Source organism: Proteus sp. G2669 (genome assembly GCF_009915245.1).
Classification (GTDB): domain Bacteria; phylum Pseudomonadota; class Gammaproteobacteria; order Enterobacterales; family Enterobacteriaceae; genus Proteus.
Map to the genome: position 1 here is coordinate 180,123 of NZ_JAABLX010000046.1, position 21,139 is coordinate 201,261.

The following is a 21,139-nucleotide window of genomic DNA, read 5'->3' on the forward strand; positions in this document are numbered from 1 at the left end:
GGTTAACAACATATTTGTGACATTTGTTAAAAAAATGTTTTATTCATTCTCATCATCAAATATGATAGAAACCGATTCACGCGTTGTGTGCTTTTCTCTTAATTCTTGAGCAACCAACTGAATAGCCTCTCCACTACTCATTCCCTCAGCCATAAGAGATTGAATTTTTTCTACTGCTTTTTGTTGTTCTTCGTGTGTTAATGTAGGCATTCCTAGAAACATAATGTTACTCTTATCTTTATCAACTTCTATTTTGTATTTACATGAATATAATCTTTTTGATTACAATTCATTGTGCGAATGATACAACATACTTTGTTTACATGGTCATAAGATGGATATGCAATTACAACAACGTGAGCTCATTTATACCCCAGATCTAGCACTACGGGTATTCTCTCCCATCGCTTCATTGCCTTGGTCTAGTTTACTTCATTCTGGCTTTGCCGAACATCCTCATAACCGTTTTGATATTATTGTCTCTGATCCTCTTGTAACTTTAGAAACACGCAAACAAACCACAACAATTAAAGAAAAAAATGGTGCGATCAGACGCTCTAAAAAAGATCCTTTTACACTGATCCAACAAGAACTAGAACAGTTTAGTTTTCATCCAGAATACAATGATTCATTGCCGTTCTTAGGTGGGGCTTTAGGTATTTGGAGTTATGACTTAGGCCGTCGTATTGAAAAACTACCTGAAAACGCTAAAAATGAACTCAATTTTGCAGATATGGCTATTGGAATTTATGATTGGGCATTAATTGTCGATCATGAATTAAAAAAAGCCACTTTAATTAGCTATGATAATATTGATGAGCGATTGCAGTGGCTAGAAAACCAAACGCCCACATTGATTGATACTCCATTTACCTTAACCACAGACTGGCAATCGAACATTAGCAATGCTGAATACAACGAAAAAATTGCTAAAATTCATCAATACTTACTTTCTGGTGATTGTTATCAAGTTAATTTAGCTCAACGTTTTTGTGCAAATTATACTGGTAGTGAATGGGCTGCATTTTTAACATTGAATCAAGCAAATAAAGCACCTTTTTCATCTTTTATGTGTTTGCCCAATAATTTTGTATTAAGTGTTTCACCAGAGCGTTTTATTCATTTAGCTGATAATAAAATAGAAACACGCCCGATAAAAGGAACACTGCCACGCAAAGTGACCCCCGAAGAAGATGATGAACAAGCGTTACTGCTCCAAAGTTCACGTAAAGATCGCGCAGAAAATTTAATGATTGTTGATCTTATGCGTAATGATATTGGAAAAGTTGCCGTTACCGGTTCCGTTAAAGTACCAGAACTGTTTGTTGTTGAACGTTTTCCAGCAGTACACCATTTAGTCAGTACTATTACAGCACAACTTCCCTCACATCTAACAGCAACAGATTTATTAAGAGCTGCGTTTCCCGGCGGTTCAATCACTGGCGCACCTAAGATCCGAGCAATGGAAATCATTGAAGAATTAGAGCCACATCGCCGTCATGGATATTGTGGTGCCATCGGCTATATTAGTTTTTGTGGCACAATGGATGCCAATATCAGCATCCGTACTTTATTGACAGAAAAAAATAAGATTTACTGTTGGGCGGGCGGCGGTATTGTTGCTGATAGTGTTGCTGAAAAAGAGTACCAAGAAACATTCGATAAACTTGGGCAAATATTAACTGTTTTAAGTGAGTCTACTATCGATGACACCCATTGATACTTTTATCAATCGTTTTCAACTCACATTACCTGATGATAGGGTAAATCAGCCACTCCATGCTCAAAAAACGGCAGCAGTATTGCTGCCGATTATCAATAAACCTAATCCAACCATATTATTAACGGAACGCGCATCAACATTACGCTCGCATGCAGGTCAAGTCGCTTTACCTGGTGGCAAACGAGATCCTGAAGATAATAATCTTATTGAAACCGCGCTCAGAGAAGCTCACGAAGAAGTCGCTATTCCACCCAATGCCGTTTCGGTGATTGGGCAATTACCACCATTGCAAAGTTCAAGTGGATATTTAGTTACTCCCATTGTGGGCGTGATCCCAGCAGGTTTATCTTTACGCCAAAACCCAGCTGAAGTCGCCTCTATCTTTGAAATGCCATTAAGTCATGTACTCAATGCACAACACTATCAACCACTCGATTTTCGCCGTTCAGGTGAAAATCATCGGATCTATTTTTATCCTTATGATGGACATCTTGTCTGGGGATTAACGGCGGCTATTTTACATAAACTTGCTTTACATATCACTTAAAGCGTTATTTTCTGTCCAGCTTGTGCTTTTTATCATCGCCTTCACAACTCTACTTAGCTATTTTAAAAAAATGTTGTAAACTACATCATTAACGGGACGATATAATCGTAAAAACGATCCCTTTACTATAAATAACTATATTTTATTCTTTTTTAACCCTCTCTCTTATTATTAAGGAGTCTGACGTGATTAGCGTTTTCGACATGTTTAAAGTGGGCATCGGACCCTCTAGCTCTCATACTGTAGGGCCAATGAAAGCGGGTAAAGAATTTGTCGATGATTTAGTCAACCAGGAATTGATTGCGTCTGTCACCCGTGTAGCTGTTGATGTTTACGGCTCCTTGTCTTTAACAGGCAAAGGTCACCACACTGATATTGCAATTATTATGGGCTTAGCTGGTAACGCACCTGCTACTGTCGATATTGACAGCATTCCCAGCTTTATTCGTAACGTTGAAGAAACTGGCAAACTATCATTAGCAAATGGCTTAAAAATTGTCGACTTCCCAGCAGAAAGTATGCATTTCAGTAATGACAACCTCTCATTGCATGAAAATGGTATGACTATTCATGCTTTTGCTGGCGACAAAGAAGTATATAGAAAAACTTACTACTCTATTGGTGGTGGTTTTATTGTTGATGAAGAAAACTTTGGTAAATCAACACTTAATAGTAAACCTGTTTCATACCCTTATGCTAGCGCCGAAGAGTTATTAAAGCACTGCAAAGAAACTGGTTTATCCATTTCTAGCTTAATGATGAAAAACGAGCTAGATCTGCACACTCAAGCTGAAATCAATGCCTATTTCGCTGATGTTTATAAAACAATGCAAGAATGTATTGAACATGGTTTAAATACAGAAGGCGTATTGCCAGGTCCATTACGTGTACCTCGCCGTGCGGCTGCATTAAATCGTTTATTAACATCAAGCAACAGCTTGTCAAACGATCCAATGAAAGTTGTTGATCTCATCAACATGTTTGCACTGGCTGTTAATGAAGAAAATGCAGCTGGTGGACGTGTTGTAACTGCACCAACTAATGGCGCATGTGGTATCGTGCCAGCAGTATTGGCTTACTACGATCGTTGTATCGAACCTGTGACACAAGAAATCTACTTACGCTATTTCTTAGCATCAGGTGCAATTGGTATTCTTTACAAAATGAATGCTTCTATTTCAGGTGCTGAAGTAGGTTGCCAAGGCGAAGTTGGTGTAGCTTGTTCAATGGCAGCAGCAGGTCTTGCTGAATTATTAGGTGGAAGTCCAGAGCAAGTCTGTATTGCCGCTGAAATCGGTATGGAACATAACCTCGGCTTAACATGCGACCCTGTTGCAGGACAAGTACAAGTTCCATGCATCGAGCGTAATGCCATTGCTTCGGTTAAAGCAGTTAATGCGGCACGTATGGCCATTCGTCGTACCAGCGAACCTCGAGTTTCTCTCGATAAAGTTATTGAAACCATGTATGAAACAGGTAAAGACATGAATGCTAAATATCGCGAAACATCACGCGGTGGTTTAGCAATAAAAGTACAATGTGACTAATTAACCTTGTTTTAGTTAAAAGCCATTCATTTTGAATGGCTTTTTTATTACTAGAAATTTTATTTTTAATGATCACTTAACCTATAGATAATTAAAGAAAAACATAAGATTAATAATTAAATAAAAAATATTTTTTAAAAAAATCCACTTTTTATTTTTCTATATTTATAAAATATAGAACGTAAGATTAAATATAGACGCATTAAATATAGGCTTATTTAATATCCATTTAATATTTAAAAAAATTAAACTTATTATTTTTAGGTGTATTCCTCTTAATTTAAAAAATTAATTTTTCATTATAAATATAATTACAATTCATTGTTTATTATATAGTTAATATTTTATCACATTGAAAGTTATCATTTTTTTAACATTTTAAAAACGTTCCTTATATATTTAAAATCGCCCAAGTTAATAATGATAATTATTATCAATATCATCTTTGAAATATAATAAATAATATGTTGCCTTTCAGAAATAATATGTTATCTTCTGCATCAAGTCATTGGGGAGTAGCCTGTCTTAAAATAAAACTTAATTATTTTAAGAAGTCTGTATCAACATACTCGCTTATTTTTATTTAGCGTGGTGCAGATGCCGTAATACGGTTGGCAAGACCATAGACACATAATTGTACTTCTTTGGTTGGGGGTCAATTGTGTGTATATGGAAATACCCCAACCGAGGCTTTATTATGAGTTTCTACGCTACTATCATCCTTGCCCTTGCCCTTTCTATGGACGCATTTGCTGTTGCAGTCTGTAAAGGTGCCACATTACATAAACCTCGTTTTCGTGAAGCACTCCGCACTGGATTTATATTTGGTATTATTGAAGCCAGCACCCCCGTTATTGGTTGGGCATTAGGTTTATATACTAGCCAATATATTATTCAATGGGATCACTGGGTTGCTTTTGGATTACTATTTGTTCTTGGTAGTCGTATGATTTACCAAAGCGTAAAACGTGGTGATGAATGTCCTTGCGAAGAAGCCGCGCCACAACGCCATGGATCGCTCTCTTTAATAGCAACCGGTATTGCCACCAGCCTTGATGCAATGGCAATTGGTGTTGGTTTAGCATTCCTTCAAGTCAATATTGTTCATACTGCGATGACCATTGGCATGATGACGATGATCATGGCGACACTAGGTATGTTAATTGGGCGCTATATTGGCCCAGTGCTTGGGAAAAAAGCAGAAATTATTGGTGGGATCGTATTAATTGCTATCGGCTTTAATATTGTATTCGAACATCTTGAATTATTTATGTACGCAAAATAATCACCAATTTAACAGAACACAATAAAAAGCTTAGGTTTGAATATCATGCCTAAGCTTTTTTATTTACATTATAAATTGTTTATTGCTTTCGTTATTAAACATGACGTTGATAAACTCGAATTAAAAAATCCGTTTCACATACAAAACATTCACTTTCAGCTAATGACTGTTTCACTTCTTCACTTGCTCGCCATGCAAACGGCGTCATTTGTAATAAATCAAATGCCTGCTTACCGTTTAAATTCATCATATAAGCAACTTGATGCTCAGCCACTTTATTGAAACCATCAAATTGTTCTTCTTTTAATGGATGAAGATGTACTTCTGAATAAATCAGTGCTTTTAGCTGGTATAGGTGACGAGGCGCAGGAGTGACCGTAATAATATATCCATTATTTACAATGACTCTTGCTAATTCACCACTATTGCAAGGAGCATAAATACGAATAACAGCATTTAAAGAGGCATCACAAAAAGGTAAACGCTGACTTGAAGCCACACAAAAATGGATAGATGAATAACGTTTAGCTGCATATTTAATCGCAACTTTAGAAACATCTAAGCCATACACTTGAGGATTATGTAATTTTAGATTTTGATAAAACTGGTGGGTGTAATAGCCTTCACCGCAACCAATATCCAATACAACGCTATTATCCATAGGCAACAATGCTTGTAGTAAATCAGCTACTTTATCTCTCATTGGCTGATAAAAACCTGCATCTAAAAACTCACGGCGAGCATTTATCATTTCAGCGCTATCACCCGGCTCTTTTGAGCGTTTAAATTGCACTGGCAGCAAATTTACATACCCTTCTTTCGCGCAATCAAACTGATGATTATTTTCACATACCCAACTGTGAGCCCGAAGAGAAAGTGCCTGATTACATAATGGACATTGATAGGACATAGTAATATTTTTGTATAACCCCTAATAAAATTGAGAGAGATAATAACATACCTCTCTCAATCTTGCGGAAACCTTATTTTTATTTTTGAGACTGTTTTTTTATGCTCAGTGACTAAGTAAACATAATTTATCGATTTTTAAGTCCGTTTTAACTTTTCAGTATTAGCAATAAATAATGCGATAACTAGCAGTAAAATTGCGCCTGATTGGATTAAAGTATCCACAGAATCTTTGTGTTCAACAATAATCAAACGCACAATTGCAGTAATACCGATATAGATAAAATATCTAAGCGGGAAATGCCCACCAGATAAAAAATATTTAACAATAAGTGCAATAAACTCAAAATAAAGAAAATAGATCAAAATACCTTCTAGTAATTGATAAGATGACTCTTGTGCACCTAAATTAAATAATAATGAAGCAATTACATAAGTTTCTTTGATAAGAAAACTAACTAATACAATTGCTAAAATAAGCAATCCAATATTAAGCACCCACTGTAATATAGTGGCAATACATTTAAGTAAGTCTTCGCTTGATTTTCTCATATAAACTATAACCTAGTGAGATCATTCCATGGATGTGTAAAAAGAACAAAAATAGCTATTAGGCAATTGGCTAAATTTTAAAGGATTTACTCGTTCATAACACCATTTTTTTATCTTTTAGAGCTTAAAAACCCAAAATAATGATGCAATAATCGCAATATTTGCTTTTAAATTTCAACTTGTAAGCTAATTTACTTATACTGACTTTTAAGGGCTAATTTATTTAAAAGGTAGACTATGGCTAACAAATACCTTGTTGCAATTGATTTATTAGAAGATAACAGAATTCAACGAATGATTGCTGATATTCACTTCCTTGCCTCAAAACCAGAAAATTATTTCCATTTTATTACGGTTATGCCTAATTTACGCTCTTTAGAAGCTTATGGGCTTAATTGTGATTGCACTTCCGTTGTTGAGAAAAAGCAACAAGCTCTAATTTTGCTAACTGAAAAATTAGAACAATGTGTAAAACAACAATTTAACTTACCTAAAGAGCAATACCAGTGCCATGCTGTTATCGGCACACCTAATTATAATATTCTAGAATTAGCAGAAAAAGTGGATGCAGATACCATTATTATTGGTTCAAGCTCGCGTAATCAACGTAATATATTACTAGGATCTACTGCTGATTATATTGTGAATAATACGTCACGTTCAGTAATGGTTATACGTAAATAAAATCACTAGCCCCCTATCTTTTGGCAATAATGCTAGGTTGTTTATTGCCAAAAGTATTCTGCTATCCTTCGGATTATAAATAGCACTAAATGCACATTAATTTTTTCATATCAAAGAATTAACTTGTTAGAATACGGACCAAAAAACAAAAATTTCATGTCTTTTTTCAGTTCAATATTTACATTAATTCTACTCAAAAGATAAAGATTGTCCTGCATTAAAATCTTTCGCATTAAGGTATTTTCGTCCTAACACGCCAGTGCAATGGCATCCATACACATCGATATTTTTATCTATTGCTTTCTTAGCACGTTGTAATGCTGATGGGGTTGCACAACGCAAATGTAATCCCCCCACAATTGCTTGAATTTGATGATTACCTGTTATTTTTTTCGCATGTTTAACTATAGATTCAATACCAGAGTGACTACAGCCCGTAATAATCACTAAGCCTTTTTTTCCTTGCCAAACAAGAAAGCTATCATCAAGAACATAATCATCTTCTTCGCCTAATTGATGAATAATAACACCATAACGTTTACTCACTTGGCGTTGTGTCACCTGTCCTGAATAAATGAAATTCTTCTCAATTGTTAAAGGAACTTCTGTTAATTCAAAAGAAAATTGTGTTTCAAGTTTTTTGCGATCAAAAAAAGGGGCTAATCGTTTAAATTTAATATTTTTATTGCCTAAAAAAAGCGCTGAATAACGAACCGAAAATAGATGAGGATGAGCGATAACTCGTGGCTTATTGGGAAAAAAGTCTACTGGTAAATGCGTAAGTCCACCAAAATGATCATAATGCCCATGGGAGACAACAATTGTTTTCAATGTGGTTAAATCAATTCCCATTTTTTTGGCATTTGAAATAAAGGTAAGATCTTTTCCTGTATCAAAAAGTATTTTAGCTTGGCACTCATCATCTTCTAATAATAATGATAAGCCAGGATAGTAATTAAGCTCAGGATTGATTGATTTATTTTCTAGTAATGCAGTGATGGTTAACATTAGTTTTGATGATTATCGTTATTAGAAGATGGCTTATAGTAATGAAAAAAAGGAAGTGTTCCAAATATAAAAACCATTGATTTGTGCGATCCTCACTATCTCGTTACACAACCGCTGTTATATTAAAATCAAATATAACAGCGGTATTATTATAAATTGCAGTTACTCTTATACAACTATACAGTCTGCTAAGTCTTATCTCACCACCATAACAGAGCGTTTAGCGTAGCGTGTAATATCAGCAGCTGTTGAACCAATATGATAAGAATCATCTTCGGGATTATGAGAGCCGATTACGATTAAATCTGCGTTTACTTCATCTGCAACCTGCAATATGGCATCTCGTGGTGTTCCTATGCAAATATGTGTTTGCATTCTGTCTTCAGGTAAATCAAACCGTTCAATAATTTTTTTTAACTCTTTCTCAGCTGACGTTTTTAAGCATCCTTGATCTAATTGATCACCATTCATAACAAGTCGATAATAAGAAGATTGTGGAAGTTTTGGGAGTACATACAAAAAATGAACATAAGGATCTTCATTTTTTGCAATATCTTCCACTAACGGAATTGCTTTGTTCATCAGGTTATCTTCATCAATATCAATGGGAACCAAAATATTCTTATACATACCGCCTCCTTTTATTTTAATTGTAGGATAGTGTATTTTTAAAAAATTACCGGATGTAGTTAACATATTTTAAAAATATTTTATCACACCTAAATAACGCCTATTTTTCACTCAGTAAATAACAAAGCATACACTTATTAAATTAATAATTGAGCCTATAATGAGATTATGGATATATAAGTCTAATATCTTTATTTTAGATTATGTCTTTTTATAAATGAATTATTTTATCAGTAATAAAAAATTCAAAAAAAAAGCCTTATTAAATTAAATAAGGCTTTTCTCTTTCATTACGCGATGAATACTTTATTTTTGAACATTCTTTTTTTGTTTGTTCTTTTTAACATATTGATAGCCTATTGCTAGTGCAATAAACCACAATGGTGTCACACTTAACGCTTGGCGAGTATCATGTTCAAAAGCCAATAATACTGTCATAAAGGCAAAAAAAGCAAGACATAGCCATGACATCAAAATACCTAATGGCATTTTATAAATAGATTTCTCATGCAACTGTGGACGTTTTTTACGATACACTAAATAAGAGCATAAAATCATACTCCAAATAAACATAAATAATAACGCCGACACTGTTGTTACCAAGGTAAATACATGCATAACATCGGGAATAAAGTAAATTAATACAATTCCACATGATAAACATAAACTGGTGAATAACAGTCCATTGGCAGGTACAGCTCGTTTAGATAATTGGCTAAACTGCTTTGGTGCTTCGCCCTCTTTTGATAAACCGAATAACATACGGCTTGTGGAAAATATACCACTATTAGCAGAAGACGCGGCTGCCGTTAATACGACAAAGTTTACTAAACTTGCAGCTGCGGGTATTCCTATCATGACAAATAGCTCAACAAATGGGCTTTTATCAGCCAAAATTGAACGCCATGGTGTCACCGACATAATAATTGCTAAAGCCAAAACGTAAAAAGTAATAATACGAATGGGAATCGCATTAATCGCTTTTGGCAACGATTTTTCCGGATTACGTGTTTCAGCCGCTGCGGTTCCTACTAATTCTATGCCGACAAAAGCAAAAATAGCGATTTGGAAGCCCGCAAAAAAACCACTTAGCCCTTTAGGGAACATTCCCCCATCATTCCAGATATTCTCTAATGCCGCTGTATGTCCCGCAGGAGATTCAAATCCAATACTGATAAGAACAATCCCCACAATAATCAAAGAAACAATAGCTGTTATTTTTATCATGGAGAACCAAAATTCCATTTCCCCAAACAGTTTTACTGTCGCTAAGTTCAAAATAAGCAGTGTCAGCACACAAATAAACGATGTTCCCCATTCAGGGAAATTAGGTGCCCAATAACTAATATAAGACGTTATGGCGACAATATCAGCAATGCCTGTAATAACCCAACAAAACCAATAAGTCCAACCGACAAAAAAGCCTGCCCAAGGCCCTAATAAATCACCAGCAAAATCACTAAATGATTTATATTCTAAATTTGATAATAACAACTCTCCCATAGCTCTCATAACAAAGAACAGGACAAAGCCGATTATCATATAGACAAAAATAATTGATGGCCCAGCTAATGAAATGGTTTTCCCTGAGCCCATAAATAGACCAGTACCAATAGCTCCACCAATAGCAATTAATTGAATATGACGATTTGTTAGCCCGCGTTGTAGAGTGGCATTTTTCACTCTAGCGGGAGGAGAAATTTCTGTTTGCTCTTCCATACCATACCTGAAATGTGTTCATATTTTTGATGTTGTTTTGCCACTATTTTATTTTTTGACGTGGCAATATGTTTGCGAAATTATTGTGACACAAATCTCAGTGTAAGTAATGAAAAGATCACTTTTAGTAAAATGAATGATGCTTTGATAACCAGATAAGATCCTTTCTTTAATTTATTTGGTGATATTTTATCCATTTGAAAAAAAATTAAAATAAGGGCTTGACCATCGCTTTTGAGAAGAGAATAATCTGCGCATCGGGTTGTTAGCTCAGTCGGTAGAGCAGTTGACTCTTAATCAATTGGTCGGGGGTTCGAACCCCCCACGACCCACCAATTTTACGCTGAGAAATCAGGCAGATAGGCCACTTAGAAATAAGTGGCTTTTTTGTTTTTATAGCTGAGTGTCGCAAAAGTATCGCACAAGTTTTTATCTCTCCCTTCCGAAAGCCGAAAGTTGTCGATTTTATTTAAAAATAATTAGTCGTAATAAATTTAATAATTAATAAAAAACAAATAGAATAAAAAACCATTAAAAATAATAAAGCCAGATAATCCATTCACATCCACTCTATGTTAACCAAACATCTCAAAAATAAATTTTCTTAATCATTTCTATTTAACGCCTACGCAAAGAATCCAATCACCACACTCTCTCGCAATATGTTTTGTAAAAAATTCAAACTGAAATAATTTTTAGATCCAAATTATGCAGACGGGTGCGGATTTGTGCGTTTTACATCATAAATGATTTTATTTCGTGGGATTATGTGCGCGCAGTTGCACGCTCTCGATGAGATCCATTAAATAACGTAGAAATGGATATATTGACGAACAAGGATAGTAACAATTTGTTGACTTAGTGCGCACAGGTAAACATCCCTCTGCGATCATATCGCGAATGGTTGATCTAGAATGTGCTGAACGCGTCGATTGATAAGATAAGGCGTGTTTATGTTGATTGTAATATTAGGATGCATAAGGCAAAATCCCATATTAGGTTTTATTCGATGCTACTCGATAACAATCGCTTTTACTATCAGAGCCAATATCTATCCAAGATGGAAATAGTTACTTCATTATTGATAAAAAATATAACGATGTTTTCGATGGAAAATGGCTCATCGAAATTGATGGAAAAAATAGTATTAGAGAACTGACTAGAATGCCTATGCAACGCATTAGAGTTTCAGATATTGGAATGGCTTTTGATTGTGAAATTTCTGATATAAAAATTCACGGTCGAGTAATTACTATTATTGAAAATCAGTAAGAAAGGTATTAATGATGAAATATCTAGCATTAACAATCGGATTGTTATTATCTCTAAATGTATCTGCAAAAATGAGTGAATGTGATATTGCAAAAGAAGCTTTTAGAGATTCATATTCATTGATGAACGATATTTTTCTTTTTGGTATGGATTCCGATGATAAACCTAGAGAATATAACTATTACCATACATGGTATAAAAATTATTACCCTAACAAACTCGAAGATCTCAAAGATAAATATGGATCATTAGCAAACAAAATAGACAGTAACAATCCTATATATTTAGGTACTACATCAATCGCTCAAGTTAACGGTATAGCAAGTGCTATGGATCTATACTTAAAGGATAATTCTAATAAAAGCAGATTAAAAGAAGAATATCTCTTATATGATTCTATGTACCAGAAATTAGTTGAAAATTGCGGAGAGATTTTCTCTTATGTTGATAACTAAACAACCAGATGCTCGTTGGCAAGTTGAGAGCTACCCTAACGGTCGAACAGGTAAACGAATTAGAAAAGTATTCACCACAAAAGGTGAAGCTATTTCATTTGAACGTTACGTTCTTGAACAAACAGAAGATAAATGTTTATTGTCTGAATTGGTTGAAATCTGGTTTCGTGCTCATGGTATTACATTAGCTGATGGTGGAAGCCGAAAACAAATGATGTTATTCGGTTGCCAAGCAATGGGTGAACCTTTAGCAACTGAGTTTAATGCTAAGTTATTTTCTGTTTATCGTGAAAAGCGATTAAGTGGAAAAATCACTCGTGCCGACAGGATCAAGTCTGTTGCTCCACGAACAACAAACCTTGAACTAGCTTATTTTCGCGCTATGTTTAATGAGTTGCATCGATTGGGTGAGTGGAAAGATGATAACCCATTAAAGAATGTTCGTTCATTTCGTACTGATGGATCAGAAATGGCATTTCTTTCTGATGAACAGATTATCCAATTGCTACAAGAATGCGGTAAAAGCAAAGCGAAAGACTTATCTGTTATTGTCAAGATTGCACTTCCTACTGGAGCGCGTTGGTCAGAAGCTGAAGGTTTAACCAGTTCACAAGTTACCCCTTACAAAATTACATTTACTAAAACAAAAGGTAAACGTAATAGAACTGTACCTATATCAGAAGAGTTGTTTAATCAAATTCCGAAACGTAGAGGCCAATTATTTACGCCCTGCTATTCTGCTTTTCGTTCAGCAATAATACGAGCCAATATTGAATTACCCCATAGGCAATCATCGCATGTTTTACGACATACTTTTGCCTCATATTTTATGATGTCAGGCGGTAATATTTTAGTTTTACAGCGAATATTAGGTCATACCGATATTAAAATGACTATGCGGTATTCGCATTTCGCCCCAGAGCATTTAAATGATGCGCTGATGTTTAATCCTTTGGCCAAGTTGGATACATTATGATTTTAATTGGTTATGCAATTTTAGTCACAATAACATTAGTTTTTATATTTAGGCATAAAAATAAATTTACTCTAAATGAAAAAAGTCTTCATAAACAATGGCTATTCTGGCTAGCAATCATAGCACCATTAGTATCAGGTATTTATTTTGGATCTGGAATTTGGAGTGAATTTTATTTACGACTTGATTTTAAAGGGTTTAGTAATTTTTTTGAAATTAGCAAATTTCCATTTGGTATTTTAGCCCTATCACCAATATTAGGTGCTTTTGTTGTTAGTGCACACCGTTCAATTCAAACAGCTAAACAAATTGAAGTCACTGAGAAAAAAAATATCATAGATATTTATTATGCTAGAAAAAAAAGTATAGTAGATGATCTTAATGCGTTTAATGATAATGAATTATTTGAAAAATACAATTCTAATTTAATTTATAGAAAAATGAATTCTGGAGAAAAATTTTATAAATTTGAAATAAATAAAAAAACAATATCCAGAATAAATCGTGAAATATGGAATACAATCACCCACTATAAATTAGCTCAAGATGTTTTTCATAAAATAGCAGACAAACATAGTAAAAACATTAGTGAAATGCCTTTCCTTAACATTGATCATAGTACACACCTAAGAGAATATATTGAAAGTTTTGAAAAAATAATGAAAATCTTAAGTATTGAAATAAAAAGCCAATATCTATTAAAAGAAGATATAATTGATTTTCAAAAAATTTTAATTAATATGCCATATGACTCTTACACAGCAGATGAAATTAATGAATATTATGATTTGGTTTCACAACTAATTCCCAATACTTCAAAAATATTTTCAATTTTAGAGAATATTTTTCTAGTTATTTTCCCTGATGAGAAAATAACAAAATTAATACCTAATTTTTATTTATTAAATGATCCATACATTGGCGACAAAGTGGCGGCAGAAAACCAGAACAACCATGAATAGCCATGCCTTATCGTTTTTCAACTTATTGAAAAATATATAACTTATTGATTTTACAGTAGTAAGAATACTAATCTTAATCAATTGGTCGGGGGTTCGAACCCCCCACGACCCACCAATTTTACGCTGAGAAATCAGGCAGATAGGCCACTTAGAAATAAGTGGCTTTTTTGTATCTGAAAGATTAATCAGTTATTTTTTGAAAAATGGAGGAGAGAGATAAGATATTTATCTAATAAGGAGGTGTGATTAAAAGTAACTCACTAAAACCTTATTTAAAATTTAACTAATCACTAAATTATTATTGGTTAATTATCGTCAACTACATTTATTAAATATAAAATACACTGTTGAGTAAGTTTGTCCCTATTTTACTTTTCTTGAAAGCGATTAATAAATTATCATCTTTCTTTTTTACTGAAATCTCATAATTACCGGTTGGCAAAAAAATAATCTTTCCAGAGCGATATTCAGGATCATCAGGCTCTAAATCACCGCCAGTTGTATCCTCTCCTGCACCAATAAAAATTTCACCTGATGGACAATTTATATTTATCTTCACATCCGCATCTTCAATGTTGTCGCATAGATTAATTGTGTAAAAACCATCATTTCCTATATCAATAAAGGCAATATTACCTTTATTCATTTCATCTAACTCATCATCAGGTATGCTCCACCAATCTGCTGTATCTGATTTTCGATGTTGGATCGCTTGTAAATCAAAAACGGCCAGCGTTGCAGTATCAGTCATAAAAGAAAATACGTTTGACATCTTAATGCTCCAAAAACAGTTTTGATCGTACAACATATATCATTCACTTTATATGTCGGTTAATCATATAAGATTTTATCTATACTATTTAGTAAACCAATTCTCTATACTAGACCTCTATTTTATGCACTACTTATACTCTAAAAATTTGTAACAACTTGAATATATACAAACAGAGACTCTAAGTAATTCAAGTTACAGCTAGGCGATAAATGAATAAGTTGCTGGGAGCATACATCAGTATGTGGCTAGTACGAATGAACGCAAGCAACAACGCTGTAGCTTAAAGTATGACAAGTATATACATGGACGGACTTATGAAATCACAATTATTCCTTCTCTCTCTTTCACTATATGCATTTTCTTCATTTTCAGCGATCGCGGCTTCAACACAATGCACTGATGCTGAAAAACAAACAAATATTTCCAATACTACAATTATGTTACTCAGTTCCTTTAATGGCCCAGTGAAATCAGTCACGATGACAAGTACGTTGCCAAATGATGGTCGTTTTAAAGCGCTCAAAGGAGAAATTCAGCTTGATGAATGTGGAAACTTACTAAAAGATAGCACATCAATGCAGGAATACATTGAAGGTAGCATAGAAACTAATTTGATAAGAACAACCCCTGATAATCCTTTAGTTATTCGGTATCAATTCCAACTAAAAAATTCCTATGGTTCACATTCTATATATATGCAGGAAAACTATAGTAAAGATCAGCAAAATCGACTCAATAAGAAGATCACTCAATACTATGCTAATGATGGAGAATTGATAGATACACTCACTAGCCAATTCGACTATAAAGAAGGACGTATCGTTAAAGAGATCGCACATTCATCAACCTCTTCTGAAGAGGTTTTTACAACCGAATATGCTTATGATCCACAAGGAAGGCTACGTTTAGTCACAGAAGATGAAAAAATAAACGTTGAGTACCAATATGACGATCAAGGGAAAGTTATCAAACAAGCAAACTATATAAAAGGAATGAATGGCGAAGATAAAGCTTTTATCTCTACCTGCCTTGAATGGGATAAATTTGATAACTGTACAAAAGAGCAACTCGAAAGCACTATAAAATTTGATGATGAAATGATTAATTACAGTAAAGCTGTGCTACATAACGAATTTACTTACTACGAATAATATAAAGATACTTTATTATTCCTAGAATAAACTATTAATATAAAAATCAGACTATCAAAAATAGACTGGTTTTTATATTTTCTTCTCTATTATTTATCTACAATTAAATTGAGTGATACTTTCATTAAAAAACAATTTGTGTAAAACTACTTAAATCAATTAATGATGAATATGTTCTTATAGCATGTTCTCTTTTAATAAAATTAAGATGACCCATTACATGAAATTACCATTACTCTTTATTTTTTCTCTATACACACTTTTTATTACATTACCTGCATTTGCTACGCCCCTCTCTTGTGGTCAATCACAAAAACAGGTCAACAAAGCCAACAATATGTTTATTACGCTCGATTTTAACTATGGACCAATAAAAAAAATCACAACGACCAGTAAATTACCAGAAAAAGGACGATTCAAAGCTTTTCAGGGAGAAGCTCAATTTGATGAATGTGGAATTTTGACTAAATATGATTTTTCTACACAAGAGTATATTCATGAACACATTGAAACTAATCTTTTAAGAATGTCAACGCCTTACAACCTAAAGTATAAATATCAAATAAAAAATCGTCATAGATCAAACACTCTCTATCTGGTTGAATTTTATGGAAAGAATAATCAAAATCAGTTGATAGATAAAACATCTTATTTCTATGATGATGATGGGTCCCTGATGGGGACTGATTTTACTAAGCTTGTTTACAAAGATAATAAAATTGTAGCGGAAACTATTGTTGGATCTACTGCTGAAAATAAAGGTAATTCAATTCAGTACCACTACGATAAGCAAGGACGTCTTTTAAAAGCGATTGATAATAATGAGATTACCTTAGAATATCACTATGGAAATGACGGTAAAATTTTACGTCAAATGCAAATATTTACCAGTCTATATGATGATATAAGAGAATATGACAACACCTGTCGAGAATGGGATAAATATAATAATTGCTTAATCTGGGATATGGTAAGCGAAGTAAGAAAAGATGATAAATTAATCGACACTAGCACTGCCACTGTTTACCATGAATATGAATATTATGAATAACTTATTGTTTTTTTTTGGATAAAGAAATCTCAATTTGAGGATCTTATATTGTTAAAAAAACGCTTTTTATGCAGTAAAATCGCTGTTACTTATATCGATACTCTTTTTTTGATAACTTATTACATTAACTGTGTATTGTTTTATTTATCCAAATTTACCAAAAATATTGCTCATTATTTTATTTAACATTTTACCTACAAAAAAAATAAAAAAAACCATAAAATAGAACGGCTTATTACAAATCAATTAATTGTAAAGCTACTCAATTATTTTTTAGATTACAATTAACAATTCCATAAAATGTTTTAAACAAGAGTAACTTGGTAAAAATAAATTGATAGTAATGATGCAATCCTTTATATGATAAATCATTTATCAATAATCATATTTAGATTGTAAGCTCATTTTTTGAGTGAAAAAATTTAACATCATCAAAAATAGATTTATTTTAATATATTTATTCTATATTTTTCTTCACATACTAAATACTCTTCTATGATACTTTCATTAAAAAATAATTTATGTAAAATTACTTAGGTAAATTAATGATGATATGCTCTGTAGCGTGGTTTCCTTTAATAAAAATTTAAGATGGCTCATTACATGAAATTACCATTAATTCTTATTTTTTTTCTCTGCTCTCTTTTTATTACCCCCTCTGCTTTTGCGATACAGATCTCTTGTGATGAATCACAAAAACAGATAAATATCGCTAATAACGCATTCATTACAATTAACTTTACATATGGCCCAGTAAAGTCAATTAACATCACCAGCAAGTTACCTGAGAAAGGTCGATTAAAAGCATTTCAAGGTGAAACTGAATTTGATGAATGTGGCTTTCTCACTAAATACAGTTTCTCTACACAAGAATATATCCATGAAAATATTGAGACTAACCTATTAAGAACGCCATCACCTGATAATATAAAACAGATATACCAATTAAAAAACCGCCATCGAACTCATACTCTCTACCTCAGTGAATTTTATAATAAAAACAAGCAAAATCAGTTAATAGGAAAAACATCTTATTTTTATGACAATGATGGTTCATTAATGGGTATAGATAGAAGTCAATTTTCATACCAAGATAATAAAATTGTATTATCAACAATTATTGACTCTAATTCTAATAATAAAGGAAATGTCTTTCATTATCATTATGATGAACAAGGCCGCTTATTAAAAACAATAAATAATAATAATGATGTCATGTCAGAATTCCGTTATGGCGAAGATGGAAAAATATTACAACATATACAGATATATACGAGCTTATACGATGATGTTCGGGAGTATGATAAAACATGTAAAGAATGGGATAAATATAATAATTGTGTGATGTGGGATATGGTTAGTACCATTAAACAACGTGACAAATTAATCGATACCAGTACAGCTACAGTATATTATAAATTTGAATATTATTAATAAGTTAGCTTTTATTAACTTCCTTTTAAATGTGCCCTGTTATCAAAAAATAAAGGTCACTTTATTTAGCTCCGTGACCTTTACTTCCAAACTCTATATTAAGTATCTTAACGATTATGTATTACGGTATAGTGATTCTGCTTCATCAAAGCGTTGTTGATTTGCTTTACTTGGTTCTTTGCCCATTAAACTAATAACAACAATCGCGATAGAGGCAAAAATGAAGCCAGGAATAATTTCATATAACCCGAACCATTTATATTGCATCCACACCAATACAGTTAAAGCACCAATCAACATCCCTGCAAAAGCACCATTACGTGTCATACGCTTCCACATCACAGAGATAAGAATAACAGGGCCAAAAGCGGCACCAAATCCTGCCCATGCGTTACTTACTAAATCGAGAACTTTATTATTAGGATCACGAGCTAAGAAAATCGCTATAATAGCAACTAATAACACCATGCCACGCCCTACCCAAACCAGCTCTTTTTGACTTGCACTTTTACGGATGAAAGGCTTGTATAAGTCTTCTGTTAACGCACTTGCACAGACTAATAATTGACAGCTTAATGTACTCATTACCGCAGCCAGAATTGCAGACAGCAGAATACCTGCAATCCACGGATTAAAGAGCAATGAAGCCAATTCCATAAAAATACGTTCATTTTTCGCCGTTACAGCCCCTGCTTGTGCCGGATTCATTTCAAAATAAGCAATACCAAAGAACCCAACCGCAACTGTGCCACCCAAACAAAGGATCATCCACGTCATACCGATACGACGTGCTTTACGAATTGTTTGATTTGAATCTGCGGCCATAAAACGCGCTAAGATATGAGGTTGCCCAAAGTAACCTAATCCCCACGCCAATAAAGAGATAATGGCGATAAAATCAAGACCTTTAAACATATCAAGATAAGACGGATCTTTAGCTTTAATAATTGCAATAGAAGTATCAATGCCACCAATGGAGAAAATCACAATAATCGGTGTTAGGATCAGAGCAAAAATCATGAGTGTTGCCTGAACAGTGTCAGTCCAGCTTACAGCAAGAAAGCCACCTAAAAAAGTATAGGCAATTGTTGCAAGCGCACCATAAATCATTGCTTCGTGATAAGGAATATGGAAGGTTGATTCAAATAGCATTCCACCAGCAACCACACCAGACGCACAATAGATAGTAAAAAAGGTAAGAATAACTAATGCTGAAATGATACGTAGCATTTTGCTTTTATCATCAAAGCGAGATGTCAAATAATCAGGCAACGTTAATGCATTATTATTTTTTTCAGTTTGCAAACGTAAACGCCCTGCAACTAAACGCCAGTTTAGCCATGCACCTAAACAGAGCCCAATAGCTATCCAACTTTCAGAAATACCAGCGAAAAAAACTACACCAGGTAATCCCATTAATAGCCATCCACTCATATCTGAAGCACCCGCTGAAAGCGCAGTCACTACACTGCCTAGCCGTCGCCCCCCTAAAATATAGTCATCAAAGTTTTTTGTTGAGCGATAAGCTAGATAGCCAATAAAAAGCATACCCAGAATATAGATCGTAAATGTAATTAGCATTGGCGAAGTTAAGGCCATAATTGCAGTTCTCCATAAATCTGTTTTCGATCATCGATATGCTTCTGACTTGTACAGGAACGTTGCACTTCGTTGCGCATTAATGATCTTTTCAGTTTTTAATTAAAATAATTTCTTACAGCAATAGATAAAACATTCACATCAATCCTAGAATAAGTTAACTGCATTTAACAAGAAATTAACGTTTAAATGTTTAATTTTTGTTTATCACTTCACACTATTTGTCTTAACTTGAACAACATTGACTAGTCCTGATATAGGTTGACAACTTTTCAGGCATAAAACGCTCGATGTACTTCATCGGGCGTTTTATAGTTTAACGATAAGTGTGGCCGTTTTTCATTATAGAGTTGAATTGATTCTTCTACTAATTTTCTTGCTTGTTCCAGATTACTCGGTTTTATCAGTAGATACTCCATTTTTAATATTCCATTAATTCGTTCTGCTAAGGCATTTTGATAACAATCATACCCATCAGTCATAGAACATTGAATATTATGCTCTTTATGTATCTTCTGATATTCCGAAGAACAATACTGTATCCCTCGATCTGAATGATGGATTAACGAAGTTGTCGAAGTCCGTTTTTTTAACGCCTGAACCAACGATTTCTTCACTGAACTTGTTTTCATATTGTTATCTAAATGATATCCCACGATTTTTCGTGAATACGCATCCGTAATTAAACTTAAATAAGTATCACCTTCATGCGTCGATAAATAGGTAATATCTGCCACCCAAAGCTGTTCTGGTTGTGTGGGGATAAACCCTGACTTAATTAAATTTGGATGCCGATGAAAACGATGATGGCTTAAGGTTGTTCGATGATAAGCCCGTTTATTAGGCACCAGTAACTGATG

21 protein-coding genes, 1 tRNA gene and 1 riboswitch are annotated in these 21,139 nt (G+C 33.7%); of the genes, 13 read left to right on the plus strand and 9 right to left on the minus strand.

From position 1 onward, the window contains the following. Positions 1–39 precede the first annotated feature (39 nt). Entirely contained in the window at positions 40–222 is a 183-nt protein-coding gene (locus tag GWI68_RS13195) for a YoaH family protein (protein ID WP_072068479.1), read from the minus strand. Between the two features lie 112 nt (positions 223–334). On the opposite strand from GWI68_RS13195, the gene pabB reads away from it, so the two are divergent. The 4 genes from pabB to mntP all read left to right on the plus strand — a co-directional run bounded on the left by pabB (position 335) and on the right by mntP (position 5,102). Next, on the plus strand, positions 335–1,720 hold the full coding sequence (gene pabB, locus GWI68_RS13200) for an aminodeoxychorismate synthase component 1 (RefSeq protein ID WP_166540585.1): 1,386 nt from the start codon (positions 335–337) through the stop codon (positions 1,718–1,720). Then, the gene (locus tag GWI68_RS13205) at positions 1,707–2,270 is read left to right on the plus strand and encodes a CoA pyrophosphatase (RefSeq protein WP_166540586.1); all 564 of its coding nucleotides are present in this window, start codon (positions 1,707–1,709) and stop codon (positions 2,268–2,270) included. Before pabB ends, GWI68_RS13205 begins: the two co-directional genes overlap by 14 nt. A 185-nt stretch (positions 2,271–2,455) precedes the next feature. After that, complete coding sequence (locus GWI68_RS13210; RefSeq protein ID WP_166540587.1) at positions 2,456–3,817, plus strand: L-serine ammonia-lyase; 1,362 nt, start codon at positions 2,456–2,458, stop codon at positions 3,815–3,817. Positions 3,818–4,315: 498 nt separating this feature from the next. Further along, a riboswitch (yybP-ykoY riboswitch) is annotated at positions 4,316–4,429 on the plus strand. Positions 4,430–4,514: 85 nt separating this feature from the next. Next, positions 4,515–5,102, plus strand: a complete 588-nt coding sequence (mntP, locus tag GWI68_RS13215) for a manganese efflux pump MntP (protein WP_109407755.1) — start codon at positions 4,515–4,517, stop codon at positions 5,100–5,102. Positions 5,103–5,196: 94 nt separating this feature from the next. Here the strand turns inward: mntP and rlmA are convergent, their stop codons facing one another. Both rlmA and psiE read right to left on the minus strand, forming a co-directional pair. After that, complete coding sequence (gene rlmA / locus GWI68_RS13220) at positions 5,197–6,012, minus strand: 23S rRNA (guanine(745)-N(1))-methyltransferase (RefSeq protein WP_166540588.1); 816 nt, start codon at positions 6,010–6,012, stop codon at positions 5,197–5,199. Positions 6,013–6,149: 137 nt separating this feature from the next. Further along, positions 6,150–6,563: a phosphate-starvation-inducible protein PsiE gene (psiE, locus tag GWI68_RS13225; protein WP_072068485.1), complete on the minus strand. Its 414-nt coding sequence runs from the start codon at positions 6,561–6,563 to the stop codon at positions 6,150–6,152. 237 nt (positions 6,564–6,800) lie between these two features. Between psiE and GWI68_RS13230 the strand changes: the two genes are divergently transcribed. Next, positions 6,801–7,247 (plus strand): universal stress protein, encoded by a 447-nt coding sequence (locus tag GWI68_RS13230; protein WP_109407757.1) that lies wholly within the window; start codon positions 6,801–6,803, stop codon positions 7,245–7,247. 189 nt (positions 7,248–7,436) lie between these two features. On the opposite strand, the gene GWI68_RS13235 is transcribed toward GWI68_RS13230, so the two are convergent. The 3 genes from GWI68_RS13235 to cycA all read right to left on the minus strand — a co-directional run bounded on the left by GWI68_RS13235 (position 7,437) and on the right by cycA (position 10,604). Further along, positions 7,437–8,255, minus strand: a complete 819-nt coding sequence (locus GWI68_RS13235) for an MBL fold metallo-hydrolase (protein WP_166540589.1) — start codon at positions 8,253–8,255, stop codon at positions 7,437–7,439. Positions 8,256–8,450: 195 nt separating this feature from the next. Beyond that, the gene (locus tag GWI68_RS13240) at positions 8,451–8,885 is read right to left on the minus strand and encodes a universal stress protein (RefSeq protein WP_109407759.1); all 435 of its coding nucleotides are present in this window, start codon (positions 8,883–8,885) and stop codon (positions 8,451–8,453) included. 306 nt (positions 8,886–9,191) lie between these two features. Continuing rightward, entirely contained in the window at positions 9,192–10,604 is a 1,413-nt protein-coding gene (cycA, locus tag GWI68_RS13245) for a D-serine/D-alanine/glycine transporter (protein WP_166540590.1), read from the minus strand. 259 nt (positions 10,605–10,863) lie between these two features. On the opposite strand from cycA, the gene GWI68_RS13250 reads away from it, so the two are divergent. From GWI68_RS13250 to GWI68_RS13270, 5 genes are all read left to right on the plus strand, one after another. Then, positions 10,864–10,939: transfer RNA gene (locus GWI68_RS13250), tRNA-Lys, on the plus strand. Positions 10,940–11,651: 712 nt separating this feature from the next. Continuing rightward, positions 11,652–11,876, plus strand: a complete 225-nt coding sequence (locus GWI68_RS13255; protein WP_166540600.1) for a phage repressor protein CI — start codon at positions 11,652–11,654, stop codon at positions 11,874–11,876. Positions 11,877–11,890: 14 nt separating this feature from the next. Further along, positions 11,891–12,331, plus strand: coding sequence for a hypothetical protein (locus GWI68_RS13260; protein WP_109407784.1), 441 nt, complete (start codon positions 11,891–11,893; stop codon positions 12,329–12,331). Beyond that, on the plus strand, positions 12,318–13,307 hold the full coding sequence (locus GWI68_RS13265; RefSeq protein ID WP_166540591.1) for a tyrosine-type recombinase/integrase: 990 nt from the start codon (positions 12,318–12,320) through the stop codon (positions 13,305–13,307). The genes GWI68_RS13260 and GWI68_RS13265 overlap by 14 nt, the downstream gene beginning before the upstream one ends. Further along, positions 13,304–14,269: a hypothetical protein gene (locus GWI68_RS13270; RefSeq protein WP_166540592.1), complete on the plus strand. Its 966-nt coding sequence runs from the start codon at positions 13,304–13,306 to the stop codon at positions 14,267–14,269. The genes GWI68_RS13265 and GWI68_RS13270 overlap by 4 nt, the downstream gene beginning before the upstream one ends. Before the next feature lie 328 nt (positions 14,270–14,597). Here the strand turns inward: GWI68_RS13270 and GWI68_RS13275 are convergent, their stop codons facing one another. Continuing rightward, complete coding sequence (locus GWI68_RS13275) at positions 14,598–15,041, minus strand: DUF6386 family protein (RefSeq protein WP_166540593.1); 444 nt, start codon at positions 15,039–15,041, stop codon at positions 14,598–14,600. Positions 15,042–15,358: 317 nt separating this feature from the next. On the opposite strand from GWI68_RS13275, the gene GWI68_RS13280 reads away from it, so the two are divergent. The 3 genes from GWI68_RS13280 (at position 15,359) to GWI68_RS13290 (ending at position 18,680) form a co-directional block, all read left to right on the plus strand. Beyond that, positions 15,359–16,195 carry a hypothetical protein gene (locus GWI68_RS13280; RefSeq protein WP_166540594.1) on the plus strand — a complete coding sequence of 279 codons (837 nt, stop codon included), beginning with the start codon at positions 15,359–15,361 and terminating at the stop codon, positions 16,193–16,195. A gap of 220 nt (positions 16,196–16,415) precedes the next feature. Continuing rightward, positions 16,416–17,246, plus strand: a complete 831-nt coding sequence (locus GWI68_RS13285; RefSeq protein WP_166540595.1) for a hypothetical protein — start codon at positions 16,416–16,418, stop codon at positions 17,244–17,246. A 603-nt stretch (positions 17,247–17,849) separates the two neighbouring features. Beyond that, positions 17,850–18,680, plus strand: coding sequence for a hypothetical protein (locus tag GWI68_RS13290; protein ID WP_166540596.1), 831 nt, complete (start codon positions 17,850–17,852; stop codon positions 18,678–18,680). 114 nt (positions 18,681–18,794) lie between these two features. On the opposite strand, the gene putP is transcribed toward GWI68_RS13290, so the two are convergent. Then, on the minus strand, positions 18,795–20,279 hold the full coding sequence (gene putP, locus GWI68_RS13295) for a sodium/proline symporter PutP (protein ID WP_109407791.1): 1,485 nt from the start codon (positions 20,277–20,279) through the stop codon (positions 18,795–18,797). A 272-nt stretch (positions 20,280–20,551) separates the two neighbouring features. Beyond that, positions 20,552–21,139, minus strand: a 588-nt coding sequence (locus GWI68_RS13300) for an IS3 family transposase (protein ID WP_166539075.1), incomplete at its 5' end; no start/stop codon positions are given.